At 40.0% G+C, this 26,722-nt stretch carries 25 protein-coding genes and 5 pseudogenes; 18 read left to right on the plus strand and 12 right to left on the minus strand.

Going from position 1 to position 26,722, the window contains the following annotated elements:
- From JCM16496_RS18085 to JCM16496_RS18105, 5 genes are all read right to left on the minus strand, one after another.
- Positions 1–1,638 (minus strand): outer membrane beta-barrel protein (locus tag JCM16496_RS18085; RefSeq protein ID WP_025835992.1); only part of this gene is annotated, 1,638 nt, incomplete at its 3' end.
- A 98-nt stretch (positions 1,639–1,736) separates the two neighbouring features.
- Positions 1,737–2,312, minus strand: a complete 576-nt coding sequence (locus JCM16496_RS18090) for a Crp/Fnr family transcriptional regulator (RefSeq protein WP_025835995.1) — start codon at positions 2,310–2,312, stop codon at positions 1,737–1,739.
- 5 nt (positions 2,313–2,317) lie between these two features.
- Complete coding sequence (locus tag JCM16496_RS18095; protein ID WP_025835997.1) at positions 2,318–2,884, minus strand: Crp/Fnr family transcriptional regulator; 567 nt, start codon at positions 2,882–2,884, stop codon at positions 2,318–2,320.
- A gap of 288 nt (positions 2,885–3,172) precedes the next feature.
- The gene (gene mobA, locus JCM16496_RS18100; RefSeq protein ID WP_025835998.1) at positions 3,173–3,595 is read right to left on the minus strand and encodes a conjugal transfer protein MobA; all 423 of its coding nucleotides are present in this window, start codon (positions 3,593–3,595) and stop codon (positions 3,173–3,175) included.
- A 277-nt stretch (positions 3,596–3,872) separates the two neighbouring features.
- Positions 3,873–4,340: a DUF3408 domain-containing protein gene (locus tag JCM16496_RS18105; RefSeq protein ID WP_025836000.1), complete on the minus strand. Its 468-nt coding sequence runs from the start codon at positions 4,338–4,340 to the stop codon at positions 3,873–3,875.
- Between the two features lie 479 nt (positions 4,341–4,819).
- On the opposite strand from JCM16496_RS18105, the gene JCM16496_RS18110 reads away from it, so the two are divergent.
- The 3 genes from JCM16496_RS18110 (at position 4,820) to JCM16496_RS23105 (ending at position 5,825) form a co-directional block, all read left to right on the plus strand.
- Entirely contained in the window at positions 4,820–5,131 is a 312-nt protein-coding gene (locus tag JCM16496_RS18110) for a helix-turn-helix domain-containing protein (RefSeq protein ID WP_025836002.1), read from the plus strand.
- 53 nt (positions 5,132–5,184) lie between these two features.
- A complete protein-coding gene (locus JCM16496_RS18115; protein ID WP_025836003.1) occupies positions 5,185–5,490 on the plus strand; it encodes a helix-turn-helix domain-containing protein in 306 nt (101 codons plus the stop codon).
- Positions 5,491–5,681: 191 nt separating this feature from the next.
- Positions 5,682–5,825 carry a hypothetical protein gene (locus JCM16496_RS23105; RefSeq protein ID WP_209441637.1) on the plus strand — a complete coding sequence of 48 codons (144 nt, stop codon included), beginning with the start codon at positions 5,682–5,684 and terminating at the stop codon, positions 5,823–5,825.
- Positions 5,826–5,836: 11 nt separating this feature from the next.
- Here the strand turns inward: JCM16496_RS23105 and JCM16496_RS22285 are convergent.
- The 3 genes and pseudogenes from JCM16496_RS22285 to JCM16496_RS18130 all read right to left on the minus strand — a co-directional run bounded on the left by JCM16496_RS22285 (position 5,837) and on the right by JCM16496_RS18130 (position 8,697).
- Positions 5,837–6,210: pseudogene (locus JCM16496_RS22285) on the minus strand (virulence RhuM family protein).
- Positions 6,211–6,232: 22 nt separating this feature from the next.
- A complete protein-coding gene (locus tag JCM16496_RS18125; protein ID WP_025836006.1) occupies positions 6,233–7,453 on the minus strand; it encodes a site-specific integrase in 1,221 nt (406 codons plus the stop codon).
- Between the two features lie 15 nt (positions 7,454–7,468).
- Positions 7,469–8,697: pseudogene (locus tag JCM16496_RS18130) on the minus strand (tyrosine-type recombinase/integrase).
- Between the two features lie 281 nt (positions 8,698–8,978).
- Between JCM16496_RS18130 and JCM16496_RS24290 the strand changes: the two are divergent.
- Together JCM16496_RS24290 and JCM16496_RS18140 are read left to right on the plus strand one after the other, a co-directional pair.
- A pseudogene (locus tag JCM16496_RS24290) lies at positions 8,979–9,169 on the plus strand (tyrosine-type recombinase/integrase); the annotation flags it as partial.
- Between the two features lie 2 nt (positions 9,170–9,171).
- Positions 9,172–9,546, plus strand: a complete 375-nt coding sequence (locus tag JCM16496_RS18140) for a virulence RhuM family protein (RefSeq protein WP_025836008.1) — start codon at positions 9,172–9,174, stop codon at positions 9,544–9,546.
- 344 nt (positions 9,547–9,890) lie between these two features.
- Here JCM16496_RS18140 and JCM16496_RS18150 read toward each other — a convergent pair whose 3' ends face one another.
- From JCM16496_RS18150 to JCM16496_RS24295, 3 genes and pseudogenes are all read right to left on the minus strand, one after another.
- Positions 9,891–10,196: a helix-turn-helix domain-containing protein gene (locus tag JCM16496_RS18150; protein WP_025836011.1), complete on the minus strand. Its 306-nt coding sequence runs from the start codon at positions 10,194–10,196 to the stop codon at positions 9,891–9,893.
- 31 nt (positions 10,197–10,227) lie between these two features.
- Positions 10,228–10,545, minus strand: a pseudogene (locus tag JCM16496_RS18155) (helix-turn-helix domain-containing protein).
- 127 nt (positions 10,546–10,672) lie between these two features.
- Positions 10,673–10,817 (minus strand): annotated as a pseudogene (locus JCM16496_RS24295) (ParA family protein); the annotation flags it as partial.
- A 419-nt stretch (positions 10,818–11,236) separates the two neighbouring features.
- Here JCM16496_RS24295 and mobA (JCM16496_RS18165) point away from each other — a divergent pair.
- Entirely contained in the window at positions 11,237–11,680 is a 444-nt protein-coding gene (gene mobA, locus JCM16496_RS18165) for a conjugal transfer protein MobA (RefSeq protein ID WP_025836014.1), read from the plus strand.
- An 89-nt stretch (positions 11,681–11,769) separates the two neighbouring features.
- On the opposite strand, the gene JCM16496_RS18170 is transcribed toward mobA (JCM16496_RS18165), so the two are convergent.
- Complete coding sequence (locus JCM16496_RS18170) at positions 11,770–12,141, minus strand: Fic family protein (RefSeq protein WP_025836015.1); 372 nt, start codon at positions 12,139–12,141, stop codon at positions 11,770–11,772.
- A gap of 137 nt (positions 12,142–12,278) precedes the next feature.
- Between JCM16496_RS18170 and JCM16496_RS18175 the strand changes: the two genes are divergently transcribed.
- The 12 genes from JCM16496_RS18175 to JCM16496_RS18220 all read left to right on the plus strand — a co-directional run bounded on the left by JCM16496_RS18175 (position 12,279) and on the right by JCM16496_RS18220 (position 26,313).
- Positions 12,279–12,491 carry a helix-turn-helix transcriptional regulator gene (locus JCM16496_RS18175; RefSeq protein ID WP_025836016.1) on the plus strand — a complete coding sequence of 71 codons (213 nt, stop codon included), beginning with the start codon at positions 12,279–12,281 and terminating at the stop codon, positions 12,489–12,491.
- Positions 12,492–12,493: 2 nt separating this feature from the next.
- Positions 12,494–15,757: a helicase-related protein gene (locus JCM16496_RS18180; RefSeq protein WP_025836018.1), complete on the plus strand. Its 3,264-nt coding sequence runs from the start codon at positions 12,494–12,496 to the stop codon at positions 15,755–15,757.
- Between the two features lie 12 nt (positions 15,758–15,769).
- The gene (locus tag JCM16496_RS24300; protein WP_244440482.1) at positions 15,770–17,701 is read left to right on the plus strand and encodes a DNA methyltransferase family protein; all 1,932 of its coding nucleotides are present in this window, start codon (positions 15,770–15,772) and stop codon (positions 17,699–17,701) included.
- Positions 17,698–18,369 (plus strand): Eco57I restriction-modification methylase domain-containing protein, encoded by a 672-nt coding sequence (locus tag JCM16496_RS24305; protein WP_244440483.1) that lies wholly within the window; start codon positions 17,698–17,700, stop codon positions 18,367–18,369. The genes JCM16496_RS24300 and JCM16496_RS24305 overlap by 4 nt, the downstream gene beginning before the upstream one ends.
- Before the next feature lie 200 nt (positions 18,370–18,569).
- Positions 18,570–19,307 (plus strand): TaqI-like C-terminal specificity domain-containing protein, encoded by a 738-nt coding sequence (locus JCM16496_RS24310; protein ID WP_244440484.1) that lies wholly within the window; start codon positions 18,570–18,572, stop codon positions 19,305–19,307.
- A 2-nt stretch (positions 19,308–19,309) separates the two neighbouring features.
- Positions 19,310–21,223 carry an AAA family ATPase gene (locus JCM16496_RS18190; protein ID WP_025836020.1) on the plus strand — a complete coding sequence of 638 codons (1,914 nt, stop codon included), beginning with the start codon at positions 19,310–19,312 and terminating at the stop codon, positions 21,221–21,223.
- 80 nt (positions 21,224–21,303) lie between these two features.
- On the plus strand, positions 21,304–22,200 hold the full coding sequence (locus JCM16496_RS18195) for an HNH endonuclease (RefSeq protein ID WP_128809720.1): 897 nt from the start codon (positions 21,304–21,306) through the stop codon (positions 22,198–22,200).
- Entirely contained in the window at positions 22,181–23,428 is a 1,248-nt protein-coding gene (locus JCM16496_RS18200) for a GNAT family N-acetyltransferase (RefSeq protein ID WP_025836024.1), read from the plus strand. Before JCM16496_RS18195 ends, JCM16496_RS18200 begins: the two co-directional genes overlap by 20 nt.
- Positions 23,419–24,216 (plus strand): hypothetical protein, encoded by a 798-nt coding sequence (locus tag JCM16496_RS18205; RefSeq protein ID WP_025836025.1) that lies wholly within the window; start codon positions 23,419–23,421, stop codon positions 24,214–24,216. Before JCM16496_RS18200 ends, JCM16496_RS18205 begins: the two co-directional genes overlap by 10 nt.
- Positions 24,206–24,463: an ASCH domain-containing protein gene (locus tag JCM16496_RS18210; RefSeq protein ID WP_025836026.1), complete on the plus strand. Its 258-nt coding sequence runs from the start codon at positions 24,206–24,208 to the stop codon at positions 24,461–24,463. The genes JCM16496_RS18205 and JCM16496_RS18210 overlap by 11 nt, the downstream gene beginning before the upstream one ends.
- 191 nt (positions 24,464–24,654) lie before the next feature.
- Positions 24,655–25,299, plus strand: coding sequence for a hypothetical protein (locus JCM16496_RS18215; RefSeq protein WP_128809721.1), 645 nt, complete (start codon positions 24,655–24,657; stop codon positions 25,297–25,299).
- A 24-nt stretch (positions 25,300–25,323) separates the two neighbouring features.
- Positions 25,324–26,313: a virulence RhuM family protein gene (locus tag JCM16496_RS18220; RefSeq protein WP_025836029.1), complete on the plus strand. Its 990-nt coding sequence runs from the start codon at positions 25,324–25,326 to the stop codon at positions 26,311–26,313.
- Positions 26,314–26,722 lie beyond the last annotated feature (409 nt).

The following is a 26,722-nucleotide window of genomic DNA, read 5'->3' on the forward strand; positions in this document are numbered from 1 at the left end:
GTATGAGAACACATGATCGGGTGATAACCGGTAGTTGATATATAAATTCGGCAATACCCTTACAAAATCATTCTTCGATTTCTCCTGCAATGAGTATTGTCGGGTAGTATAGTCAGTATATTCCAATCTGCAGCCCAAACGGGTTGAAAAACCGGAAATCCATTCTCTTTTCCAACTGGCAAACAAGGCAGAAGTCCATTCTTCCAATGCAAAGTGACTGTTTTGTTTTTTATCTTCTACATAGCCGTCATCTGTACCTTGCATGAAAGTGTCTTTATTGTCAATCTTTGAATAATAGCTATCTAAACCAGCCATTAATTGATTGTTACCTACGTTTTGCCTATATTCTATTTTGCTTGACCATATATTACTGCTTTGAGGTACAATCTCCTGATAATAGTTATAAGGCGAGAGATATTGCAGGTTATCATCCAAATTGTCCATACGATTCCATACAAACTGTTTGTTCCGGCTATAGATGTAATCGAAATCAATATTCAACACTTGTCCCTGTTGGTTGAAACGATGTTGGTAAAATAGATTAATGCCCGCATCCGTTCTGTCGCGTCCCAAATCGTTATTATGTTGTACGCTCAACATGTCTTCCTTATCCGCATCCGTTTGTTTTAACCGTCCTTTATCAGTCCAGTCAAGTTTGGAATAAGAGAAATTGAGGTTACCTCCTAACTCGTCCTTGCCGGAGAGCTGGTATGACCAATCTATGGTTCCATTTGCACGTCGGGTAAAGCCTGTTATTTTGCTTTTCTGCCATACTGCTGTGGTAGTTTCTTTTAGAAAACTTTCCGTTTCATCTTTCTTCCAGTCGCTTTGATTAGAAAAACCGACCATGCAATTCAGTGCCAATTTATTCTTGTGATACATTAGATTTAGATTGCCGCGCTCTTTCATGTAGTGTGTTCGCCATACTTGTGCGGACAATGAGCCTTGTAAGCCTTCATCCTCCTTCTGCTTCAACAGGATGTTGATAATACCAAAATTTCCTTCTCCCCGAAACGAACTATTTGGAGAGTGGATGACCTCTATGCTTTTTATTCGATCAGCGGAAAGCCCCTTCAAATAATCACCTACAGCATCTGGAGCAAGTTTCTTTTCTCTACCATTCACATAAATTTTCGTTTCACTTTTTCCGATGATAGAAAAGTGTTGCCCATCTGAAGCTACGAAAGGAACGTACTTAAAAGCCTCCAAAGCATTGTCATCGCTGAATGGGTTGGCATCCATATTATATACCAATCTGTCGCTTTCCACTTTGGTCCGTTGTCTTATTCCTTTTACAATTACTTCATCCAATTTTATGCTATTATCTTCTTTCAGAATAATTTGCAAATGGTTTATACTTGTAGATAAAGGACATATAGTTTGTTTATATCCCAAACAACTAATGAGCAATTGGTTGGCACGTGCATTTGGAGCGAGGACAGAAAATCGCCCTAAACTATCAGAATATACGATGTTATACGCTGTTGTATTAACTAATGAATCTTTTAGAATCACAACCGCATCAGCGACGGGGGTATTCTCCGTAGTATAAATCTCTCCTGTCAGTTGGGATCGGGTTTGCGAGTACATCTCAATCCCACTTACAAATATAAATATGGTAAACAAAATATGTTTCATACCTTTATGATTGAATATTTCTGCAAAATTACAGGTATAAAACAAAACAACTCTCAAACTATTTTGAGAGTTGCATTACGGGCACTTATTTAAGAGTATTATTCCTTGCCAAAAGTAATTTCTTTGCGGATACGGCTAAGGTAGGTCGGCGTAATTTGCAGATAGGAGGCAAGTTCTTTGAGCGTAATATCTTGCAATATATTAGGACAGCATCTTATCAACTCCCAATACCGTTCTTTGGGAGATTGCCGATAAAGATTGAGGTATCTGTCATGAGTTTGCCGAAATAACTCTTCTGCCATAACGCAACGTAATTCTATATTTTCTTTCAGTATTTGTCTAAAAAGATTAGTGCTACAAACCCATACGTCTGAATCGGTTATCGCTTGAAGAGCCACCAATGACGATTCCTTCCGAATGGAACTATAGAAGTCTCCGGCTAAAGTATCGCACAATGCAAGCCCCGTGATATGTTCATTTCCATCAGTATCAATGATAGTATATTTAAAAGCACCGGATGTAATGAAACCGAAATACTTAGGTGTTTCTCTGCGATGAAGAAAATACTCTCCCTTTTTATAATGGCAAAGTTTACCCTCTTTGACGCAAAGTTCACGCCAAAAATTCAGGTCTATCTTATCTATATATGGGTTAAAATTAGCCTTGCTTTTCATCTGCTCTATTTTTCAAAAGTAATTTCTTTGCGAATGCGGCTAAGGTATGTCGGTGTGATTTGCAGATATGATGCCAATTCTTTGAGCGTTATATTTTGAAGAATATTAGGACAATATTCTAATATATGAATATAACGTTCCTTCGCAGATTGGCGATACAGATTCAAAAACCTATCATATGTCTGGTGAAAAAATCCGTCTGATATGACACAATGTAACTTAAAGTCTTTTTCAAAGAGTTCATCAACAATATTGCGGTTACAAACCAATACTTCCGCATCTGTAGCCGCTATAATATCAGTAACGGCTGGAGTTTTCAATACAAGACTTGAATAGTCACCCAATGGCGTGTCGCAAAATGAAAAACCGGTTATATGTGTATTACCTTCTGAATCGGTCACGGAGTATTTGAAATATCCTTTTTTGATAAATCCCCATACATTTCTTGTTATATCTCCACAATGAAGAAAATAATCACCCTTTTTATAAAGGCATAACTTCCCCTCTTTAGCGCAAAGTTCGCGCCAAAAGTCCATATCAATCTTATCTATATACGGGTTAAAGTCTGCCATTCTTAATTGTTTGATATAACTGCGCTACAACCATTTGCAAAGTTAAGCATTTTAATCCGAACAGTCCTTAATTCTGTTGAGAAATAAAGCCATTCAGAGCAAAGTCCACTCCAAATGGCTTTTCAAATCAATTAAAGTTCTATATTTTCATACTTTTGGGACGGTTTTTGTCTTTCGCATATAATACTGGTTGCCCGATAATGATATGGTCAGCGATGAAATCTCCCGATGTAATTCGTTCATTAGCAGGATTGTGTATCTGCGATGCTTCTCCAGTGAGCGATGGAATTATTCCTTCTGTTGTTCCCACTTGGCATACATTTCCCTCGAAAGCTCCACAATCTTCCGGCTCAGTTTCACAAGGTCGATAGTCTGCTTCTCCAACTTGTATAGCAATGCCATCGCCTTCTTCTCTGAGAAATGGCAACGCAATTCCTTCACGACTTGGTTGTAGTTCGTGCCGATGGCTCGGAACTGGGCGTGAAAGTCGGACAGTCTGGTGCAGTATTCCAACATAGCCTTGTCCACCTTCAGCACCTTAAACTTCTGCCCGAAGAAGTGAGCCTTCAAGAAGACGGCTTTCGCGTACACCTGTGATTCCTCATACATCGTGAGGAACTTGTTCCATTCCGCATCGTCAAAGCGCACCATCACACAGTGCTTCTTCGGATTTAATATGGGATTCCTCCCGTACTTGCTGTTCTTTTTCATCCTATCTTTTTCAATTTAATGGGTCATCCATAGTCTAATCTCTGATTAAAAAACTTGGAAATTATCCGACTGCGGAGGATAATTCTGCCCACGGCAGTGCAAGAATTTTCAGTTACCGGAATCAACCGGAGTAACTGAAAATATATCTTGCTGTGTCTTTGAAGACACAGGAATCCTCCGCCTGTCGGATTGATTTGTGAGTATAATAACTCATTTGGAATATCGGTCAAGCCGATGGAGTGTATCCACTGACTTGACCGGTTTTACCGTAATCCACTCAGAGTTTGCGCCACTGCTCGATGTCCTCCCGGTAGGTTTCAAGGTGCAGGCGGGCGAGATTCTCAATAAGTCCCGATGCGCTCATGCCACGCCCGCCGAGACGGCGGACAATCCCATCCAGCCGGTCACGCACCTCACCGCTGACGAACACAGGCTTGCGGTCGGTTATCTTAGGAACTTGCAGGTAAGCGGTACGGTACTCGTCCAGTGACAGCCTGCGTTGCTTGCTGCTGACACGCTTCTGCGGCACTACCATATCTTCAGGTGTTTCGCCTGACGGTTCATCCACCGTCGCTGTTTCCGCTTTTTTCATGACGGTCTTGCTGGGTTGTGCCAGCTGTTCCGGATCCAGACCGATGTTCCTGTAGAAGTCGTCCATAGACTTCTCACTGCGGGATTCCCTGCGTCCCATTCTTTCCACGATTTCACGAGCCTGCTGCTCACTGATACTTGGTTCTCTTTTCATTGTCATAAAACAGGTTGATTAAGTTATTACTGTGGTCTTGGTCAGTACCTCGACCGATTGTTGCAAGCAAAGTAAGACGTTTTAGTACAGTCAGTCAACAACTTGGATTCTCTCAGACAATTTTGTGAGGTTTTGCTTTATGGTGATGGAAACGGTGGCGCAGACTTCACCGATTTGCCGGATTGTTTGGATCAGACGGAGTATGATGCGAAATAGAAATAAGGGCTTATTTCCAACCCTGCGAACGGTTTGTTTCGCCTTGCAAAGAATACGGCAATGGTAGTCCTTTCCTATCCATTATAGTATGGATACGGCAATCAGTGGGGTGAGTGTATATTATGGCTATACAACCATTATTACCGGAGACAACCGCTACATCGTTGTGCCACAAGCTGCCAGTTCTGGAAAATCCATTGTTTTGTAAAGGTTTACCCTTTTCTTTGCAGCGAAAAGAAGCAATAACAACAAAAATGAAGTATATGGAAATCGTATCTATTGAAAGAAAGACTTTTGAAGCGATGGTCGCCAAGTTCGACCGTTTCGTCCGTCGCATGGATGCCATCTGCCTGCGGCACGGAGAGAAGACAATGGGCGAGTGGATGGACAATCAGGACGTGTGCCGGATGCTCAACATCAGTCCGCGCACGTTGCAGACCCTGCGGGACAACGGCACGCTGGCCTACTCGCAGATAAACCACAAGACGTACTACCGTCCCGAAGACGTGCAGCGTATCATCTCTGTTGTGGAGGACAGGCGAAAAGAAGCAAAGTTCAAAGGAAGGACGATATAAACTTGATGAAATGAACGAAGTAAACTAACAATACCCACTAAATCCAAAGTAACATGAATGAACTGATTAACAAGGACAGCGAGTGGATAATCCACTTCATGGGCAGCCTTGACCGTCTGCTGGACGGCTTCGAGCATCTGACCGCCAACTATCGCCCGACACTGGGCGGCGAACGTTTCTTCACAGACAAGGAAGTATCGGCACGGTTGAAAGTGAGCCGCCGGACACTTCAGGACTACCGCAACGAGGGACGGATAGCCTATATCCAGTTGGGCGGAAAAATCCTCTATCGTGAATCCGATATAGAGAAGATGCTAAATGACGGCTACCGCTCCGCTTATCGGCTGACAGGCACGTGATTTTCTTGAAGGAGCGCAGTTTGCCGTTTGCCCAGTGATTGCGCCAGCAATGGACTTCCGGCAAAAGAAAAAGGGAACGGCTTACGGATGAAGCGTCAAAATTCTGTTTCGTCTGTAAGCCGTTCCTTTTTTCCTGTCTTCTGATTTTTCCGTCAGTCGCTTGTTTCCGTTACCGGATGCCCTTCAAGCGTATGGCAGGCAGAGGCAAGGTTTTCGGGCTGAATACGCTCCACAGGAGGAAGATTCTGCCCGAAACGGCTTTGCCGCCCGACCTTGCCGCTGCCATCAGTGCCATGCGCTACCTTTGCATCCGAGCATCGGGAACTGGTGACTGACGGAATGAACTTCAATTATACCATCGGTTGTTATCCCTGCCACAGGAAACAAGCAATGTAACCGGAGTTCCTCTCTTAGTGCCACTGATTTCATTTATTACAAATCGTCTGAACAGGATACTCTCTTTACTGCATATTCTGAATGCTATGGCTACAATCATTTCAAGGCTGTAAACGTCATAATTGATTCCATTCGCTTGCCTGAGATACTTCATTGTATTAAGTTCATTCAGTTCCTTGTTTTGTAGATGGAATGAATCGCTTTGCGAATATCACATGAAAACACCCCGAATAAATCGGCTATCTCGAACTGCGTCATCCACACGGATACAGTCGGCATAGTGACCGTACCCGTTTCACTGATTGTTATTATTCCTCTGTCCATAATGTACTGAATTGATACTGTTTTACTTATTGCTGTCTGTCTTTTCGCCGGTAGATTGTATCTTTCTGCGTTCCATCAGTTTGTCCATGTCCTTCGAGATTTTATCATCGGTTATCCGTGCGTAACCCTGTGTCGTCCGAATATTGGAATGCCCCATCATCTTGGCAATACTCTCGATAGGTATATCCGCCGAAATTAGGAATGTTCCGAAGCTGTGCCGACTTTGATGATAGGACAAGTTATCCTCTTTCCCTATGATAACGCCCATCTCGTGGATATCAAACCAGAGGGCATCACGGCTGGGAAGAGGGAACACGGGCTGTTCATCGTCGGTTGTGTTGTATAGTGACAATATCTGTTCCGCTATGGGATGCAGAGGCACGAATGCCTCCACATTCGTCTTCTTGCGGTTGATGCGGATATACCGCTTGCCCTCCGCATTACGTCTGATATGGTGCGGATGCAGGAGCTTTATGTCCACATACGCCAACCCGGTCAGTGTGGAAAAAATGAAAGCCCGCCTCGCAAGTTCCTGACGCTTGTCATACATCGGGGTGGCAAGGATTCTCTTGAACTCCTCACGGCTGATATACTTGTGTTTTGCCTCCGGCTTCGGTTCATATTCCAAATCCTCGCAAGGGTTCACACGGATAATATCCCTGTCCACGGCAAGATACAGCAGACGGTTCAGCCAGCACATACATTTGTTGGTCTGGGATGCCCCGAAATTCTTGCACTTTTTCAGATACGCCTTGTAGGACTTACCGAAATCTTCCGTCACTTCTTCAAGGGCAATGTCCTTTTTCCCGAAAGACGTGAGATAGTCAATCAGGTACTTTTGGTAATACATTGAGTGGCGGTAGGAAGATATGGAATCTATTTCCTCGGAATGTTTCCTCAACCGCTCCCGTTCCCATTCGCCCATTTGCAGGAGGGTAGTCGGATGGATATTATTCAAAGTGATATAGTTCTTCAGTATCTCCGCACTGACCACACCTTGCGATTTCAGTATCTCATTATAGGCATCCTCCGTCAGACGTAGGTATTCACGTAAGCGGTTGTTCTCCCTTACGGTTTTTATTTCGTTCTTCTTGCCGTTCCAATCTTCAGGACGGCAATAAATGCCTGTGCTTATGACCGCCTGCTTCCCGTCGATGGTTATACGGCACAGGACAGTAGTCGTACCGTCAGCCTTTACCTTGCTGCGGTTGATGTAGGGCAATAGTGAAAATGTGCTTCGCATATTGTATGTTCGGTGTTAAAGGGTTAATTGAAAATCTTTTGTAGCTTTTATGAACTTGTCCATGTCCTCGAAAAGTTTTTTCGGACTGACACGGGCATAAACCTGAGTCGTGGAAATATCTGAATGTCCCAACATCCTGCTGATGGTCTCAATCGGCACTCCGGCTTCAAGCGTTATCAGCGAGGCGAAGCTATGCCTTGCCTGATGGTAGCACAAGTCATCCTTAATTCCTGCCAATGCCGCCAACGCTTTCATATGCCTTCTGAGATTTGACCAGCGAAGCAAAGGGAACAAGGTTTCCCTGTACTCACTGTGATACTTATTGATAAGTGCCAACGCTTCGGGAAGGAGTTTCACACTCGCCCGATGCTCGTTTTTCTTTCTGCGGTATTTCAGCCATAACGCTCCGTCCTCATCCGTGTACAGGTTCTCGTTTGTAATGGAAACCACATCGGCGTATGACACGCCCGTATAGCAGGCAAACAGGAAAAGGTCACGCGCAAGCATGTGGGATTTTCTGTAAGCTGGTATTTCCACGTCACGGATTTTCTCGAACGATTCGCGGCTTAATGCCCGTGGAGTCCTTTCCGATTGCTGGGGCAGGGCAAAATGCTGGAAATGGCATTTTTCCGAATACCCTTTCTTGTAGGCGAGGCGGCAAATTTTCTTCAAGACGGCAAGATGGTGGCGGACTGTATCTATAGCATATCCCTTCTCTTCTGTCGCGAAAGCCTGATATTCGTGGATGAACTGTTCCGTCAATTGCCCAAAAGCCAAATCCTTGACCTTGTACTTGGTTTCAATGAATTCTCCGAGTGTCAGCCGCATATAGTGATAGGCAGGGTAAGTTCCTTTCGCGCGGTCTATACCGATACGAGCCTTGATATCGTCACATACCGCGTCTGTCATTTTCATGAGCGTCATCTGTGTTTCCATGCTGCCTTGAAAAAGGTCTTTCACATCGGTGGCATCAAAATCGACCTTACGCCCCACAAGGCTGTCGAATGCGGTGTTTATCGCCAACAATAGCTTTTCAATCTTGGCATTAGTCTCCACCGCCTCGCGGCTCTTCCCGTTCAGACGACTCTCACGGGGATTCCACAGTTCGGGCGTACAGGACAGCTTGCATCCGAACTGCGCCATCGTGCGGTTTACCGTAATCCTTCCCATTATCGGGCTTTGCCCGACTTGTCCAGTCCGCTCTTTTTGAGGTAGAGCAGCACCTTGAATTTTTCTACTTTCATAACGCTTATATTTGGGTTGTGCAAATTTACTTGCCATATAAGCGTTCCTTGATATGCAAAATATTGTGTATGAGCGCAAACGAAACGGTGCGGACTTCATCTTACTTCATTCCGTTACCACTGTCCGTTTCGGTAACAGGGCGGCTAACGTTTTGGTAACTGAACAACCTCAATATTTCGTTGTCATTTGCATTTTCTTCACTTGGCAGAATACCGAAACAATGCTCATTTCAAACGGTTTACGTTTTATCTTCACCTGTCCGCTTTTCCTTGCACAGCCTATCACTTTCCACACGGCCCGGCACTCGTATGCGACCTCCGTGTGCCTCGCCAATGGTGTAAGCATGAGAATGTGGCGAAGATGCTTGGTCATTCCAACATAAAAATGACGCAGCACTATGCTCGTGTGTTGGATTCTTCCATCCTCAAAGACATGATGAATGTGAAAAGTGTCTTATCAAAAAGTATTTGATTATGAACAGAGGAGTAATCACAATCAGTGAAACGGGTGCAGTAATCATACCTACAGCATCTGTATGGATGACCAAGTTTGAGATAGCCGACCTGTTCGGGGTATTCTCCTGCGACATTCGCAAGGCGATTCATGCTATATATAAGAATAAGGATTTGAATGAATGTGATTCGATGAAGTATATAAAGCAATCGGACGGCATCAGTTATGATGTTTATAACATTGAAATGGTTATAGCCGTTGCATTCAGGATATGTAGTAAAGAAAGTATCCTGTTCAGGCGGTTTGTAATAAATGAAATCTGCACCATCAAGACGGGAAATCCGGTCACATTGTTCTTCTCTTACGGTAAGGGTGGCAACCTATGGTATAGTTGAGGTTCATCTCGTCAGCCACCAGTTCCCGATGCTCGGATGCAAAGGTAGCGCATGGCTCTAACGGCATTGGCAAGGTCGGGCGGCAGAGCCGTTTCGGGCGGAATCTTCCTCAAACGGGTTTGAGCGTATTCAGCCCGAAAACCTTGCCCCTGCCAACCACGCGCATTTTGGGCATCCGGCAACGGAAACAAGCGACTGACGGGAAAATCAGAAGAAAGAGAAGGAACGGCTTACAGACGAAGCTAAACATTGATGCTTCATCCGTAAGCCGTTCCTTTTTTTGCCGAAGTTCCATTGCTGCCGCAAACATAGGGCAGACGGCAAACTGCGCTCCTTCAAGAAAATCAGGTTGCCGTCAGTCTGTAAGCGGAACGGTAGCTGTCAGCCAGCATCCTTTCGATGTCGGATTCACGATAGAGGATTTTGCCACCTAATTGGATGTAGGCGATACACCCCTCGTTGCGGTAGTCCTGAAGCGTCCGGCGGCTCACCTTCAAACGTGCCGACACCTCCTTGTCGGTGAAGAAACGCTCCCCGTTCAGTGTCGGGTGATAGTTAGCGGTCAGATGCTCTACGTTGTCAAGCAAACGGTCGAGACTGCCCATAAAGTGGATTATCCACTCGTTGTCTTTGTTAATCAGTTCGTTCATATTACTCTGGATTTAGTGGGGTTGATTTTCATTACTCTGTATGACGGCCAGATGGTATTGCGTTTTTCTTCTTTCGCTTGCTTTCCACTACCGACATGATACGCTGCACATCTTCGGGGCGGTAATATATTATGGTTAATTTGGCTATACCCCAACGTCCCGTTGTCCCGAAGCGTTTGCAAGTTCGTGTGCTGATATCGAGCATCCTGCACACGTTCTGATTGTCCATCCACTCGTTCATTTTCTTTTCGCCGTGTCTGCGGCAGATGCCATCCATCCGACTGACGAAGCGGTCGAATTTGGCGACCAGTTCCTCAAAGGTCTTTCTTTCGATTGATACGATTTCCATATTGTCTGTTTTAATAGTTGATGATTTCAGTTTTCCATGTGGATTGCAAGATCTGTTTCCTTGATTACACCTATAGGCAGATTGCCGTCTATTAGGTTCAGTGCCAAAGTGATGTTGCAGATAAGCAATGAATGACGACATTGCGTCATGAAATCATTGAATCCGTACGTCACCGAATTGTCGGATAATCGGGGTTCCGACGGTCCGGGTATCCGTTTCGGCAAGTGTCCGCCGAAGCGGTTGTCCGGGTATTTGAATGTTCCTTTTCTCATATCTTCAAATTGTTCGTTTCTTGAATCATACTGCAAATAAACAAGTATATTTTGGAACTTGTATCACTTCCCAAGCAAGTGGCGGCATGTTGCGCAGATTGGCACTCATTGACCGGGTCAAGCATCTGTCCGATACCGCTTTAAGGGCGTAACTTTGTCCCCGGACAATAGGAGGCTTGATGGCGGCGCAGCCGATGTCCTGAAAGGTATCCCCCAATCCGACAGTCGGAGGTTTTTTGTGTCCTCAATGACACAGCAAGATGTCTTTTCAGCCGCTCAAAATATTTTGAGCAGCCACGAAAAGCACTTGACCTTGCAGAGGGTGGGCTTCCCCTCCGAAGTCGGGAAGCCTTTCAGAACTGCGGTGCTGTGACCCGAAGCGGCGGCTTATGCCGTCAATCCGCTAAATCCAAAGTAATATGAAAGAGAAAAAGAAAAGAAAAGCAGGGAGAAATCCCAAACTTGATCCGGCGGTGTACCGTTACACCGTCCGTTTCAACGAAGAGGAGCACAACCGTTTCCTCGCCATGTTCGAAAAATTGGGTGTCTATGCACGGTCGGTTTTCCTCAAAACGCACTTCTTCGGACAGCCGTTCAAGGCGCTGAAGGTTGACAAGACGCTGGTGGACTGCTACACCAAACTGTCGGATTTTCACGCGCAGTTCCGCGCTGTGGGTACGAACTACAATCAAGTCGTGAAGGAACTGAGGCTGCATTTCTCCGAAAAAAAGGCGATGGCATTGCTCTACCAACTGACGCAACACACCATCGAACTCGTGAAACTGAGCCGTCAGATTGTGGAGCTTTCAAGAGCAATGGAGGCTAAATGGCAACAACTGCCACAACAATATGACAGCCATTAACTTGCGATACCGTCAAACGTGTATCAGAACAATTAAAAAACCGCATCGGAATAGGGCAATCATTCCGATGCGGTTATATGGCAATGATTTTATTGGTTCTTCCCCGTCAACCATTCTTTAGCCACTTCTGTCAATCTATATTGTTGTTTCGGGTGCTTGGGTTGGTTTGGGCAAAGCCGTTCGATCAATCCTTCTTCCAATGCAGGAGTGATATAACTCTCACGGAAATACTTTAGGTCTTTAATATCACATACATCCGCCATATCCCTCATAGTCATATAAGAATAGCCCATTTTCTGAATGAGTAATTCTACTTGAGGGGTACTTAGGGGATACTTGTCCTTATTGTCAGTCCTTATTGTATCGGATTTGAAATCAGGTCGTTTGAAAGTAATGGTCACAAAACCACCGTCTGAACACCATATAGGTGCTTCCACACCTTGTGCTTTACAAGCATCCATGATGCGCCTTGCTCCGCTGCCCCAGTTTTCCTAAAGTATGAGTGATATTTACCTTAGAATCATATTTATTTTTCAGAAATTATCACTACCTTTGCAGATATAGTCAATTTATTGCTATTCTCTAAAACAAAACAAGTATGGAACCAGAAAGAATAAATAGAATAAAAGTAGTCTTGGTTGAACAAAACAGAACAGGGAAATGGTTGGCAGAACAACTCCAAAAGAATGAAGCTACCATTTCTCGATGGTGTTCCAATACTTCACAACCATCATTAGAAATGCTTGTTAAGATTGCAACTGTTTTAAATGTGGAACCTAAAGATTTAATAAATACCTTGAAAGACGCTTGACTATGGGAACAAATTTTTTCACCAATGAAAAAGAAAATACCCTTCTTGAAAAAATAGAAGGCGTTTTCAAGTATAAGAAAGTGCATTTTTTTGATGCACTTGTAGGGTATTTTAGAGCTTCCGGGTATTTTAGAATCAGGAAATTCATTAAGCAGACTCCGAAAATTCGCTTTCTTGTTGGCATCAATGTGGATAAATTGACGTATGAAGCTAATCAACAAGGATTATTGTTCAATCCCAACGAAAAGCAGACGCAAGAAGAATTTTTCAACGAAATAAAAAACAATATCCAAGAAGCAAAATACGACAAAGAGGTCGAGGAAGGGATGTGCCAGTTTATTGAAGACATAATGACTGGTAAAATAATCATGCGCATACATCCCAAACAAAACATTCATGCAAAGATCTATATCTTCCGCGAAGAGGAATACCATCCACACGGCTATGGTTCGGTGATTACCGGATCAAGCAATCTTACCGAGGCTGGACTTGAAAAGAACTTCGAGTTCAATGTAGAACTGCGTTATGATGATGATATTCTGTTTGCAACAGAAACATTTGAAAGATTGTGGAAAGAAGCAGTGGAGATTGATTTGACCCATATTGACAGAATAAAGAAAGAATCTTACTTGAATCCAGACTTCACACCTTACGAAGTTTATTTGAAATTCTTGTTAGAGTATTTTGGGAAGAGCATTGACTTTGACCCCAATTCTGTTTCCGACTTGCCGAAAGGTTACAAGAAACTGTCATATCAGATAGATGCTGTGAACGATGGATACTCGAAGATGATGAAATACAACGGTTTTTTTCTTTCGGATGTTGTCGGATTGGGAAAAACCATTGTGTCAGCTCTCATAGCGAAAAAATTTTTCTTCGCAAATGGTTTCCCAACGCACCGCTCTCATACACTGATTGTCGTTCCTCCTGCATTAAGAGACGGTTGGGAACGCACACTTGATGAATTTAAGTTGGACAATTATACCATCGTGAATAATGGCAGTTTGCACAAGATAAAGAATCCTGCCCTTTACGATTTGGTGATAGTGGATGAAGCACACAAATTCAGAAGTGATACGGCATCTATGTATAACGAGCTTCAGAAGCTATGCAAGACCCAATGCCGACACAGCGATGGAAGTGATCACGACAAGAAGATCATTCTTGTTTCGGCAACACCTTTGAACAACAAGCCCGAAGACATCGCCAACCTTGTTTATCTTTTTCAAGATTCCAAAGACAGCACTTTGGAAGAAGGCAACTTACAACGTTTCTTCCGGGAACAAATTGACCAATACAAGAAACTCAAACAGCAGAGTGACATTGCAGATATATCACTGCAGATAAAAATCATCTACGAGAAGATTCGTACAAAGGTTGTCGAACCATTGACAGTACGACGAACCCGTACCGACCTAATGGAAAACGATGCTTATCGGAAAGATTTGGAAGAACAAGAAGTTCATTTCCCTAATGTCAAGGCTCCGCACAAGATTTACTATCAGTTGGATGCAGAGTTAGAGGCATTGTATGACAAAACTATCAAATATCTTAGCGACAAGGGAAGCGGACTGAAATATTATCGTTATCAGGCTATAAAGTATCTGAACGAGGATAAGAAAAAGAAGTACAAGAAAGCTGACATGATTTCTATGCAGTTGGCAAGCATCATGAAGACCTTGCTCGTAAAGAGAATAGACAGCAGTTTCTTCGCTTTCAAGCAATCGTTGCGCCGATACTTCGATGCCAACAAGGTTATGCTTGCCATGTTTGAGAACGGAACAATCTATATCGCTCCGAATCTGAAAGTCAACGAATATCTACTCGAAGGCAAAGAAGAGGAACTTATAAAATTGATTGAAGAAGCGAAATATACCGACCCTACGATTGAGGTTTGCACGCCAGAGGACTTTGACGAGAAATTCAAGTCGGGACTTGAACACGATGACAAGTTGTTATCGGAGCTGGTTTCCGACTGGGACAAAATAACCTCAGACCCAAAGCTGGAACTTTTCATCACTGATTATCTAAATGGAATTCTATTCGACAAGTCCATCAATCAGGAAGGAAAACTTGTGGTATTTTCCGAAAGTAAGGAAACGACAAAATATCTTTCTGAGACACTGAAAGGCAAAGGCTTTGACAGAATCTTGACCATCTACAGCGACAACCGCAACGACAAAATGCCGATTCTGGAAGCAAACTTCGATGCAAACTATAAAGGCGAAAAAAAGAACGACTACAACATAGTAATATGCACCGAAGTGTTGGCTGAAGGCGTAAACTTACATCGTGCCAATGTGATTGTGAATTACGATACACCTTGGAACTCAACAAGACTGATGCAACGTATCGGTCGTGTCAATCGTATTGGCAGCCTTGCCAAAGAAGTACACATCTTCAACTTTTTCCCTACAGCCAAAGTCAATAACGACATCGAACTGGAGAAAAAGGCAAAAATGAAGCTTTTTGCCTTCCACGCCGCTTTGGGAGAAGACAGCCAAATATATTCAACCGATGAGAACCCGGAAAGTTTTGGACTTTTCGACAAAAATGTTGATGAGGAACGAGACGAGAAGCTGCGTTATTTGATGTGGCTCAGACAACTCAAAGAAGAAAATCCGGAACTGATAAAACGTATCAACAAACTGCCAATGCGTGCGAGAGTAGGACGAAAAAACAAACTCATTCCCAAGAGTACCATCACCTTCATCCGTAACAAACGCAGAGACGCTTTCACTTTCATTCGTGAAGACGGAACCATTGAAGAACTCACATTCTTGGAGGCCGTAAAAGAATTTGAAGCGCGTTTGGAGGAAAAGTCGATTCCATTGCACGACAAGCACCATGAACAAGTTGCGAAAGCACTTGAAGTTTTCTCGGAAAAAGAAGAGGAAGATAAGGCGACAGTGAACAAAGTGAATCCGACACAAGGTCCAAACGAGAAAAAAGCGATTGCCTATCTTGATGGTTTCTTCAGCATTGCAAATATAACTGACGAAGAGCGCGATTTGATAGGAAAAGCGAAACGAGCCATAACGACAGGCAAGTTCCAACAATTGCAGCGCGACGTGAACAAACTCCGCAACGCGACAAAAAAGACACCGATAAATCCCGTCGTGTTGTTGGAGCAGTTAATGAAAATAATTACTGTCTATCCGCTTGAAAGCGTAAAGATGTATGACAACATCCAACAGACAGTAAATGTAAAACAAAAGAAAGAGTTGCACCCTGAGATTATTATCTCAGAAAGTTTCAACATTTAACAAAGCAGAGCAATGAACCAGACAGATTTGAAACATAAATTATCCGCACCGTTCGACTTCAACGAATGGAAAAACATTCTTGCCCAGATGTTCCCAAAGATTGACTATCTGGCAAAAGAAACGTCCGTTGATAATAATCTTGTAAAAAATGGAGGCCAAATTGGAGTGATACATTTAAATGATGGACGCTCATTAGGGTTATTCAAGTTTGAGGTTGCTGACAATATACATATTTCTCGTAACCGAAAAGGCTTACGAGAAATTGCGGCTAAATATGTTGACCAAGATATTATAAATGGAGCACTTGTCTTATATTATTCTGGTATCCAAACAGAATATCGTTTGACATTTGTTTCTAAACAAACAGTCTTTGATTCCGAAGGGAATTTAAGCATCAAAGAAACAGCTCCCAAAAGATATACTTTCTTGTTAGGCGAAAGTGAACCATGCACGACAGCTGCTAATCGATTGATAGAACTGATTAATAAGAATAAGAGAGGCTCAGTATATTTGGATGATGTAACGGAAGCATTCTCTGTTGAGCGTCTCAACAAAGATTTCTTTAATGGTTACAAAAATCAATACAAGAGATTTGTTGACACACTTACAAATACAAAACAACACCGTGATTATGTCAAGAAACTATTAGGTCGTTTGGTATTCTTGCAATTCTTGCAAAAGAAGGGTTGGATGGGTGTGCCTGCATCAAGCACCAAATGGGAAAATGGAGATAAAAATTATTTTGCCAAACTTGTAGAAAAATATCTTGATAACAATAGATTGTTAAGCGATGTTTTGGAGCCATTGTTCTTTGGCGTTTTAAATACCAAACCAGAGGAGCGTGAAGCATTATTTATAAAAAAAGGATGGAATATATCGCTTCTAACGGAGTTTGAGGGGATTCCATATCTTAACGGAGGCCTTTTTGAACCTGACAATATAGATAACCTAACCATCGATTTTCCATATTCCTATTTCAAGGAATTAATGGACTTCTTTGCCATGTATAATTTCACTATTGATGAAAATGACCCCGAAGATAGCGAAGTCGGCATAGACCCTGAAATGTTGGGACATATTTTTGAAAATCTTTTGGAAGATAACAAGGACAAAGGTGCCTTTTATACCCCCAAGGAGATTGTACAATATATGTGTCGCCAGAGTGTGATACAATACCTCAAAACCCATGAACCATCAGAGCAATATGCTGAAGCAATTGAACAACTTATAAATGATGGCATAGTGAATCCTATACTCCAAAACAAGAACATAGCGATACGATTTACCCGGTTGCTCAAAGAGGTTAAAGTGTGTGACCCTGCCATAGGTTCGGGGGCATTTCCTATGGGTATCCTTTATGTATTGTATCACGCAATACATCATTTGCATTCACATGCAGATCCTCATGGTAACTTTAATTCAACTCAAGCAAAACGAGATATTATCCAAAATAATATTTTTGGTGTTGATATTGAGCAGGGGGCTGTTGACATCGCACGTTTACGCTTTTGGTTAGCACTGGTTGTTGATGCAGAGAAGCCCAAGGCACTGCCAAATTTGGATTACAAAATAACTTGCGGCAATTCCCAAATTTACCGTTACGCATTAGATTTGCCTATTTCAGATGTATTTGAAGAATATAATCGAGTAGGTAAAGATAGAGCAAAAAAAGAAAATACGACTTGGAATAAATTCACTCTTGAGGACTATAAAAAATTAGTAGTTGATTACACAGAGGAACATACAGATAAAATTGGGTTAAGAGCCAAAATCAATGATATTAAGAACTGCTTTAAAACGACATTAGCACAAGGCGACATTCGTAAACGACAGCAAAAGGAGAAAGAGGTCTATGACTATGAGCTACGCCACTATTTGGTAAACGTAAAGGCGAGGAAGATCCCATTGGCTATGCAGCCGCAAAGAGAGCATTGTCCAAATTGAGAGAGAAAGAACATGAAATCCTCAATAATAAGAAATATCAAGATTCGTTTGAATGGCGTTTTGAGTATCCGCAGCTACTAGATGATAAGGGTGTATTCATAGGCTTTGACATAATTATAGCCAATCCACCTTATATCAAGGAAGGTCGTATGTCAAAGATCTTTTTTGAACCATATAAAGACTCACCTTATTACAAAGGGAAGATGGATATATGGTATCTATTTGCTTGTAATGGCTTGGATCTTCTAAACGCAAAAGGGGTCTTATGCTTTATTGCAACAAATAACTGGACTACCAGTTTTGGCGCAAGCAAACTTAGAGATAAAGTAATAAAGGAAACCAAAATCTGCAATATAATTGATTTTGGAGCAGTAATGATGTTTGAAAGTGCAAGTATTCAAACTATGATTATGATGTTCCAAAAAGATAAAACAACCGATGACTATACAATTGATTACCGTAAATTAACAGCTTATAAAGCAACAGAAAAAGAAGCTATAGCTATTTTGGGTAAAGCATATAAAGGAAATCACCAAGCAGAATGCTATGCACCAACCATAAGAAGAGCAAACTTTGAAGGTAAAAATATTACCTTTAGCCAAAGCGATAACATATTAGATAGAATTTGCAATATAAAAAATAATATCTATTTAAGGGGGATGAACTAACCAACGGCATACATCCGCATTATGACTTTATAAACAAGAAATTATCAGAAAAATATGAATTTGCGATTGGTGAAGGCATATTTGGACTATCAAAATCCGAAGTAAACGCATTAAAATTAACAGAGGTTGAGAAAAAGTTAATTAAGCCATATTATAATTCAGCAGAAAATGTCAATAGATATGCCATAGGAACTACTGATTTGCGTATAATATATACACCATCTGCTTTTAAAGACTCACACAGTATGGATTCTTATCCACATCTAAAAGCTCATTTAGACCGATTCAAAGACGTTATTTCATCTGACAACAAACCATATGGGCTACATCGAGCGCGAGTCGAGTCTTTCTTTATTGGAGAGAAAATAGTGGCTCTGCGAAAATGTGCAGGCAAACCTGTTTTCGCATATGCAAATGGGGAAAATTATATGTCGGCAACATTCTATGTGATAAAAACCAATAGGGTTAATATGAAATATCTTACAGGTCTATTGAACTCAAAATTAATTGAGTTTTGGCTTAAAAATAAAGGAAAGATGCAGGGAATAAACTATCAATTAGATAAAGAGCCCTTGCAACAAATTCCTATTGCTGTACCATCTGATAATATACAAGAACTAATTGCAAAATTGGTTGATGTGATTATTTTACTTAATACTATGGAAGGGCGAGTAAGTACACTCGTTCAGAACTCTTATATTTCTTCAGAGTTTGAGAAATTAATTGATGGGTGTATATTTGAAATATATCTTCCCGATGAAATGACAGGAATATCTATAATCTCAGTATTACAAAATTGCATAAAGCAAAAGAGTTTCATTAATATAAATAATATTTGGGAGTTGTATATGAAGATTGATTCAACGGGCATTATTGAATATTTAAATTCATTATCGCTCTCTAATTCAAAAGCATTAAGAACTATAATTTTGTCGTAACTATGGCTACTATAACTCAAATAGAAATAGATGGATTTAAGGCTTTTCCCACAAACTTCACGTTGAGTTTAGGAACAGGCCAAAATCTGCTCTTATATGGAGAGAACGGGAGTGGTAAATCTTCATTGTATTATGCCATTCATGCTTTAATGCAAAGTGTACTTAAAGATGATAAAGGTGCCAAGTATTTCAAGCCGGGCGATGTTAATGGAGCAGACTTTATTGCCAACAATGAACATCTAATTAATATTTTTAGATTTGATGAAGCTAAGGCCAATACTTACACGCCGTATATACGTATTACTTTTGACGATAATAAGGTTTGGAGGCTGGATAATAGTGGACTATCATCAGAAAATGGAGGAGATGAGAGTGAAATTAGAATGCTAAATAAAGATTCTGCATTCATAAACCATTCATATATATCACGTTTTCATGCAGCAAGGAATTCGGAAGAGATAGATTTATGGAATGTTTTTTATAAAGATATACTTCCATTCCATATACCAGCTGGCACTACCCAGTTTTTAGCGGATTTTTATGATGAAATTGTATCTGATTGCAATGCAGGTATTGGATTGAAAGATAATAGCATTCAGAATAAAATAAGTACTTTTAATGGGTACTTAAATAGTTCTATAAATAGAATAAACACAAAAGTTAGTTCTATTTATAATGACAATTTTAAAAATGAAGACGATAAGTCTCTTGAAATAAAGTTGATGTATTATAGTGATGATGACCAAGAAAATAAATTGAAAGAACATTTCTATCTCTATTATGGAAATGTTAGAAACAACCAAATCATAGATAAGACAGATTTGTATTCTCCAAGAATTGGAATAGAAATTAAGGAAAATGGAATTCTAATCCATAAGCCACAATCCCATTTTAATGAGGCAAAACTAACGGCTATCGCATTGTCTGTTAGATTTGCAGCGATGACAACAAATGCAATAACGACAGGTTCATTTCTTGCTCTTGACGATATGCTCATAAGTCTTGATATGAGTAATCGCATGAAGGTTATAAAATACTTACTCAATAAGATTGCACCTAAATATAAATTATATGTATTTACACATGATAGACTTTTATTTACATCTTTTAAGAAAAGTATCAATTCCCAAAAGCAACAGAATGGCTGGTTATGTGGTGGTATATATATGCATGACAGAGACAATTCTACAGATTTCAAGAAGTGCAAGCCTTATCCCGTTTTTATAGAAGAAAAAGATTCTGAGCTAAAAGCGAAAGAATATTATATAATGCATGATTATCCTGCATGTGGTCAACAGTTAAGAAAATGGTGTGAAGATATATTAAGCAATTTATACCCAGATACATTATTGAAGAAAAGAGACCCAAGAACTGGCAAAACAGATGATACATCTTTAAATGATAGAATTGTCTATTTAAATGATTATTGCAAAAAAGAATCTATTAGATTTGATGAATTTAATGATTTGAAAATCTATAAGGATAATCTTTTAAATACAGTATCACATTATGATGTATCTTCTCCTATATATGGTAGTGAGATATTGTCCATTATGAGAATTCTTTCAAAATTAGATCAAATAAAGACAAATAAAAAACAGATAGATGTTAATCCTAAGCTTGGTATAGAACTAACAGCAGATGATGGCAATCCTGTAACAATTTGTATTGATATTAGAAGTAAAAAACTTAGCATCATTGAGTATGAGGGTAACAAAAATATTTCATACTTTACAAAATGTGTAGTTTACAAAATAATAGAGAATGGTACTTCAATTAACATCAGTCCAAATGTTACGTATGATTCTATATATGAAGCATATTGGTACTACTGTGGAAGATATGGCTGTGATTCTACGATAAATCTTTTAGATGCAGTAAAAGATCATGGCATTTTCATAAAAGATAAACATTAAATATCATTAATACAATCTTTTTATAAATTCCATACAACAATATGTGAGGAATCACAAAGGATAAATTTGCAATACAAAATATGAGTATATGTATATTTTGCCATAAAGATAGTTCTATGTCAAAAAGTATAGAGCATATAATCCCAGAATCTTTAGGGAACAAGCATCATGTTTTGTCAGCTGGGTATATTTGTGATGAATGCAACCATTATTTTGCTATCAAAATTGAAAAGGAATTGCTAACACAACCTTATTTCGTTTCTATGCGATTTAGAAATGAAATCCTAACTAAGAAAGGAAAACTTGTTAAAGAGAAAATGATATTCCCTGGTGCGTTAAAAAGTTGTGAAGTTACAATGCAAACAACAAAAGATGGACTTATTGCTTCATTTGAAGATAAAGAACTTTATAATTTGATAAAGGCCGACAAAACAAGAACAATGATAGCCCCATATATTCCTGCGCCAAAATACCCAAATACAATAATGTCTCGTTTTCTTGCAAAATGTGCGTATGAGTATTTTTTATATAATATGGGCGAAGATAAATATGACTTGTGTGTCCAAGAACTATTAGGAAGTGAGGTTGATATATTGAAAGATTTGCGAGAGTATGCCCGATATGGAAAGGGTAAATATTGGCAATACAACCAGCGTCGAATATATTCAGAAGGAGATTGTTTCTTTAATCAAAACGAAAACAGACTCTATGAGATACTTCATGAAATGAAGTTTTTAGTTAAGAACTACAAACGCTATCCAAATGAGAATGTTGAAGCAGAAATATATTTTATAATGAGTATTGCCGGAATAGAATACGCCATTTGTATATCTGACCCTGATATTTCAGAATATCAGAAATGGTTAGAAGAGCATGATGGAGATTCTCCATTGAAAGATGATGCTGAAACATTTTCCTTTGGTTTGTCCGACGTAAATCCTATATTAATTAAGAAAGATGACAATAGAATTTATTGATAATAAAAACAAGTTCTTCTCAGATGTCAAAATCTTGGGAAAGAAGAATTCTTCCACTTTAGGATTTATGCCCGAAGGAGGATTCGAGGATCATGCCAAGAAGCGATGTATCATCATTGCTATAGATAACGAGACTCTCTGTGGATATATAATGTATCGTGAAGTTCCTCGATATTTACGTATATCTATTGTCCATCTATGTGTTGACAATAAATATAGGGGAAAAGGTCTGACCAAACGGTTGCTTGATGCACTTCGTTTGAAGTATGAAAATTCATACAATTATCATGGAATTCTTTTAAGTTGCCGTGATGACTACAAAGTAGCATCTAACGTGTGGAAGAAATACGGTTTTGTGCCAAGAGACGAAGTGCGCAGTCGCAGTATAGAAAATCATAGTCTCAAAAAATGGTGGTATGATTTCAATCGGCAAGATTTGTTCTCATTAGCAGATGTAACGACTTCAAAAATTCGTGCCTTGCTGGATGCAAACATCATCATAAAGCTAAGAGATTCGGCTAACATTTACGAGCCTTCCGAAGACCCAAGGTGTATTATGGCAGACTGGCTGATTGAAGAAACGGAATTGTATTATGCTCCTGAAATGTATAATGAAATTGACAGGGATACAAATAGACAGAGAGCAATACGGACAAAACAATTCTTAAGTAACTTCGTTGAAGCAAAACACGATGTTGAACAAGCAAAACAAATAGCCGATGAGCTATCCGTGATAATACAAGGAAAAACAGACAATGATATTTCTGATAGGAAGCAGCTTGCGACCTGTATTGCTGCCGAGATAAAATACTTCATAACATTCGACAAAGGAATTATTGCTGCAAAAGATAAGATAGAGAGTCTTTATGATGTGGACATTATCACCCCTCAGGAGTTTATTATGACCATAGACAAATTGGTACATAAAGAAACATATTCTCCAAGAAATCTTCAAGGTGCTGTTTTGCATACCATATCAAAATTGTCAAACGAAGAGATAGAGGTCTGTATTGATGAATTTTGGCATCGCAAAGAACATGAGGATAAGAAGGAATTCAGAAACCTCGTTTTTCGTATTATAAATTCTTCAAATTACACGATAGACACCATAAAGAACCAAGAAGATTGCATTGCGTTCTTTGCCCATGCAATGAATGATGACAATATATCCATACCAATCATCAGAGTAAAAGAATACGCCAAAGAACATACTGTTTTATGGGAGTAATTGAAAACATGATATCTTTGGCTATAAAAGAGAATAAAATGAAAATATTGGTGTCAGAGTCACAGTTATCAGAAGAACAAAAAGTGATATTGGCTAAATTCGGATTTCTGTTTGAATCTTGTATCTATAAAAAATATGTATGCTGTGATGTGATTTGCAAGAATGACATAAATTCTTACATAGAAAATCGTGACATAAACATAAGTGTTCTTGATAGTAGAAAGGATGCAAGTTTGTTTACAATAGAAAGAACTTTGTTTCCTCTAAAGATATATGATCTTAATATCCCTTGTTATATAATTCCAATCAAACCTTATTGGGCTGGAGAATTGTTTGACAAGAGTATTGCCGGAGAAAATCTATTTGGTGCAAATGTCAGCAAATTGTGGAATGTTGAGAATGTATATTATCGACATGTCAAGCCAATAACTGAAAAATTTCCAGCAAGAATATTATGGTATGCCAGTTCTGGTAAAGGTACAATCCGCAACAAAGCAATCGTAGCATGCTCATATTTGGACGAAGTTTTCACAGGCTTGCCAAAAGAACTATTCAGAATGCACAAGCATTATGGCGTATATGAATGGAATCACATATATGATTTATGTGACAAGAATATAAACAATCCTATTCGCGCCTTGAAATTCAGCCAAACAGAAGTATTTAAGAACCCTGTTAAGTATTCTGCCGTGATTAAAATTCTCGGAAAGAACAACACGTTTGCTTCACCTGTTGAAATTCCGACCTCGGTTTTTACACAAATATACAACTTAAGAAATGAAAAATAACAAATATTTATTCATATCCGTCAAACCCATTTATGCACAGAAGATTCTCTCTCGAGAGAAGAGCATAGAGTTGCGCAAGCTGAAGCCAAAGGTATCGCCAGGCGATTATATTATCATATATGCTTCAGAACCTCAAAAGGCTGTTGTCGGATTTGGACTGATTAAACGAGTGATTGTGACTACTCCACAAGAAATGTGGAATTCACATTCAAAAAATCTTGGTATTGATAAAAAAAAGTTTTGGTGACTATTATGCTGGAAAATCAAAAGCAGTCGGAATAGAGATTGATTCTGTTCGAAGTCTTACTATTCCCATACCGTTATCAAAATTAAGAGGCATAGATGCGTCTTTTGCTCCTCCGCAAGTTTATAGATACGTGACAAATCGGCAAATATGTGATGTTTTTACGAATATAATAGAAGAAATATAATATGACTATGCAAGAATATAACTATACATACTTGGAAGACTGGCGGAGCAAACTGTTACAAGCCGTGGAGGAAGGCTGCGAAGCTATTATAAATATTTGCATCAACGCCATCAACTCGTTATTTCCTGACATTCGGGATGAGGTGAACTATATACTTGCCAATACAATACATAATCCGATAACAAAATTCATGAATCATCGCAATTCTCTGTATCTGAATCTAACGGAAAAGAGACTAAGAGAGAAGTATCCGCTAACATTCTCCAACAACGCCATCAGCCAACTTTTCTATGCCCCGAACAGAAAACTCTGCAACAGCTATAGCACGAATTCCGGCAGACAAATCTCTCGTGAAGACTTACTGAAAGCCATCAGTTATTCGATTAAAATTGCACAAATCTGTGCCCCAAACAATCCTTTATATGAGCAAGCCGCTGACACCTTGATTGTATGCAAAGCAATTAAAGACTCCTTGTCAGGACAAAAAGTAACAAATCCAACCGCAAAGATGTTCCATTATGCCAATGACTTCATTACAAAAGTGGTTCTGAAACAAGCCCGAACAGATGACGAAAAAAGTCAGACACACGGGATGTCTTTGCTCGTTGATTTGGTAATAGACTTGTTTATAAGCTCAAGTAATCAATCATAATACATTAAACTAAAAGATGAGGTTATGAACGAAGAAAACAAAATCATACTCTATCAGGACGATAATGAGATAACCCGTGTGTCCGTGCGTTTTGCCGATGAAGATTTGTGGCTGACACAAAATCAGTTGGCTGAGATATATTGTACTACACAACAGAATATCAGCCAACATGTGGACAACATATATAAAGATGGCGAACTGACTATAGAGGCAACTAACAAGAAATTCTTGTTAGTTCGTCAGGAAGGCAATCGTCAGGTAAAACGTAACATCGACCACTATAATCTTGATATGATTATAGCGTTGGGGTATCGTGTCCAGTCGCAGGTTGCTACTCGTTTCCGTCGTTGGGCAACCCAACGACTTCACGAATATATCCAAAAAGGGTTTGCTATGGATGACGAGCGATTGAAACAAGGAGGAAATCGCTATTTCCGTGAACTTTTGCAGCGTATCAGGGATATTCGTAGTAGCGAGCGCAACTTCTATCAGCAAGTCACCGACATTTATGCCACAGCGACAGACTACGATCCTCGTGACAAGATGACAAAAATGTTTTTTGCAACTGTACAAAACAAGTTGCATTATGCCGTTCACGAGAATACGGCTGCTGAAATTATATATAATCGTGTGGATAATGAAAAGCCTTTTGTCGGAATGACCAACTTCAAGGGAAACTATGTGACCAGAGATGATGTTAAGATAGCCAAGAACTATTTGTCCGAGATTGAACTCCAACGTCTGAATCTGCTTGTTTCTGGTTTCTTGGACTTTGCAGAGTTCCAAGCATTGGAAATGAATCCTATGACAATGAAAGACTGGATAGAAGCACTGGATAATCAGATTATTGCCCATAAACGGAAAGTTCTGATTGGCAAGGGAAACATCTCGCATAAGCAAGCGATTGAGAAGGCGGAAAAGGAATTTGAGATCTACCGCAAACGCGAAATGGATATGTTGGAAAGCGATTTTGATAAAGAAATAAAGAAGTTGAAAGACAATAATTCAAACTAAATCACTACCTTTACCCCATGAAATCATCCGCTGCAACGACACGCAAAACGCAGAAGTCCAACGGTGGGGAGATTACTCTTGTGGCATTTCTGAAAAGTGATGACATACAGCCACTTGTGAAATTATCACGATTCCTGGTGGCATCACTTTTAAAAGACTTCAAATTTGGTAAATACCTGAAAACTAAACATTTCAGGGATTTTCTTTTTCCTAAAACTCCCACATTTTTAGCAAAATTATGCAGGCACTATAAAATATTTTGTGTAAATGGAAATACGGGATTCAAGTTTGAGTCTCGTATATTTTATTTTATACATTTGCAAAATGAAGAAAATTATGAAAGAAAAGAATCAAGTAGTGCCCGATGAAGTGTTAAGCAAGGAATTCCTTAGCCAGTTCAAGACAGAAT

Source organism: Bacteroides rodentium JCM 16496, assembly GCF_000614125.1.
Classification (GTDB): Bacteria; Bacteroidota; Bacteroidia; order Bacteroidales; family Bacteroidaceae; genus Bacteroides; species Bacteroides rodentium.

Coding starts and splice junctions, on each gene's coding strand:
- JCM16496_RS18090 (WP_025835995.1), bottom strand. CDS start 2,312: ATGAAAAGCAAGGCTAATTTTAACCCATATATAGATAAGATAGACCTG.
- JCM16496_RS18095 (WP_025835997.1), bottom strand. CDS start 2,884: ATGGCAGACTTTAACCCGTATATAGATAAGATTGATATGGACTTTTGG.
- mobA (WP_025835998.1), bottom strand. CDS start 3,595: ATGAAAAAGAACAGCAAGTACGGGAGGAATCCCATATTAAATCCGAAG.
- JCM16496_RS18105 (WP_025836000.1), bottom strand. CDS start 4,340: ATGAAAAGAGAACCAAGTATCAGTGAGCAGCAGGCTCGTGAAATCGTG.
- JCM16496_RS18110 (WP_025836002.1), top strand. CDS start 4,820: ATGGAAATCGTATCTATTGAAAGAAAGACTTTTGAAGCGATGGTCGCC.
- JCM16496_RS18115 (WP_025836003.1), top strand. CDS start 5,185: ATGAATGAACTGATTAACAAGGACAGCGAGTGGATAATCCACTTCATG.
- JCM16496_RS23105 (WP_209441637.1), top strand. CDS start 5,682: ATGGCAGGCAGAGGCAAGGTTTTCGGGCTGAATACGCTCCACAGGAGG.
- JCM16496_RS18125 (WP_025836006.1), bottom strand. CDS start 7,453: ATGCGAAGCACATTTTCACTATTGCCCTACATCAACCGCAGCAAGGTA.
- JCM16496_RS18140 (WP_025836008.1), top strand. CDS start 9,172: ATGAACAGAGGAGTAATCACAATCAGTGAAACGGGTGCAGTAATCATA.
- JCM16496_RS18150 (WP_025836011.1), bottom strand. CDS start 10,196: ATGAACGAACTGATTAACAAAGACAACGAGTGGATAATCCACTTTATG.
- mobA (WP_025836014.1), top strand. CDS start 11,237: ATGAAAGAGAAAAAGAAAAGAAAAGCAGGGAGAAATCCCAAACTTGAT.
- JCM16496_RS18170 (WP_025836015.1), bottom strand. CDS start 12,141: ATGGATGCTTGTAAAGCACAAGGTGTGGAAGCACCTATATGGTGTTCA.
- JCM16496_RS18175 (WP_025836016.1), top strand. CDS start 12,279: ATGGAACCAGAAAGAATAAATAGAATAAAAGTAGTCTTGGTTGAACAA.
- JCM16496_RS18180 (WP_025836018.1), top strand. CDS start 12,494: ATGGGAACAAATTTTTTCACCAATGAAAAAGAAAATACCCTTCTTGAA.
- JCM16496_RS24300 (WP_244440482.1), top strand. CDS start 15,770: ATGAACCAGACAGATTTGAAACATAAATTATCCGCACCGTTCGACTTC.
- JCM16496_RS18190 (WP_025836020.1), top strand. CDS start 19,310: ATGGCTACTATAACTCAAATAGAAATAGATGGATTTAAGGCTTTTCCC.
- JCM16496_RS18195 (WP_128809720.1), top strand. CDS start 21,304: ATGAGTATATGTATATTTTGCCATAAAGATAGTTCTATGTCAAAAAGT.
- JCM16496_RS18200 (WP_025836024.1), top strand. CDS start 22,181: ATGACAATAGAATTTATTGATAATAAAAACAAGTTCTTCTCAGATGTC.
- JCM16496_RS18205 (WP_025836025.1), top strand. CDS start 23,419: ATGGGAGTAATTGAAAACATGATATCTTTGGCTATAAAAGAGAATAAA.
- JCM16496_RS18210 (WP_025836026.1), top strand. CDS start 24,206: ATGAAAAATAACAAATATTTATTCATATCCGTCAAACCCATTTATGCA.
- JCM16496_RS18215 (WP_128809721.1), top strand. CDS start 24,655: ATGCAAGAATATAACTATACATACTTGGAAGACTGGCGGAGCAAACTG.
- JCM16496_RS18220 (WP_025836029.1), top strand. CDS start 25,324: ATGAACGAAGAAAACAAAATCATACTCTATCAGGACGATAATGAGATA.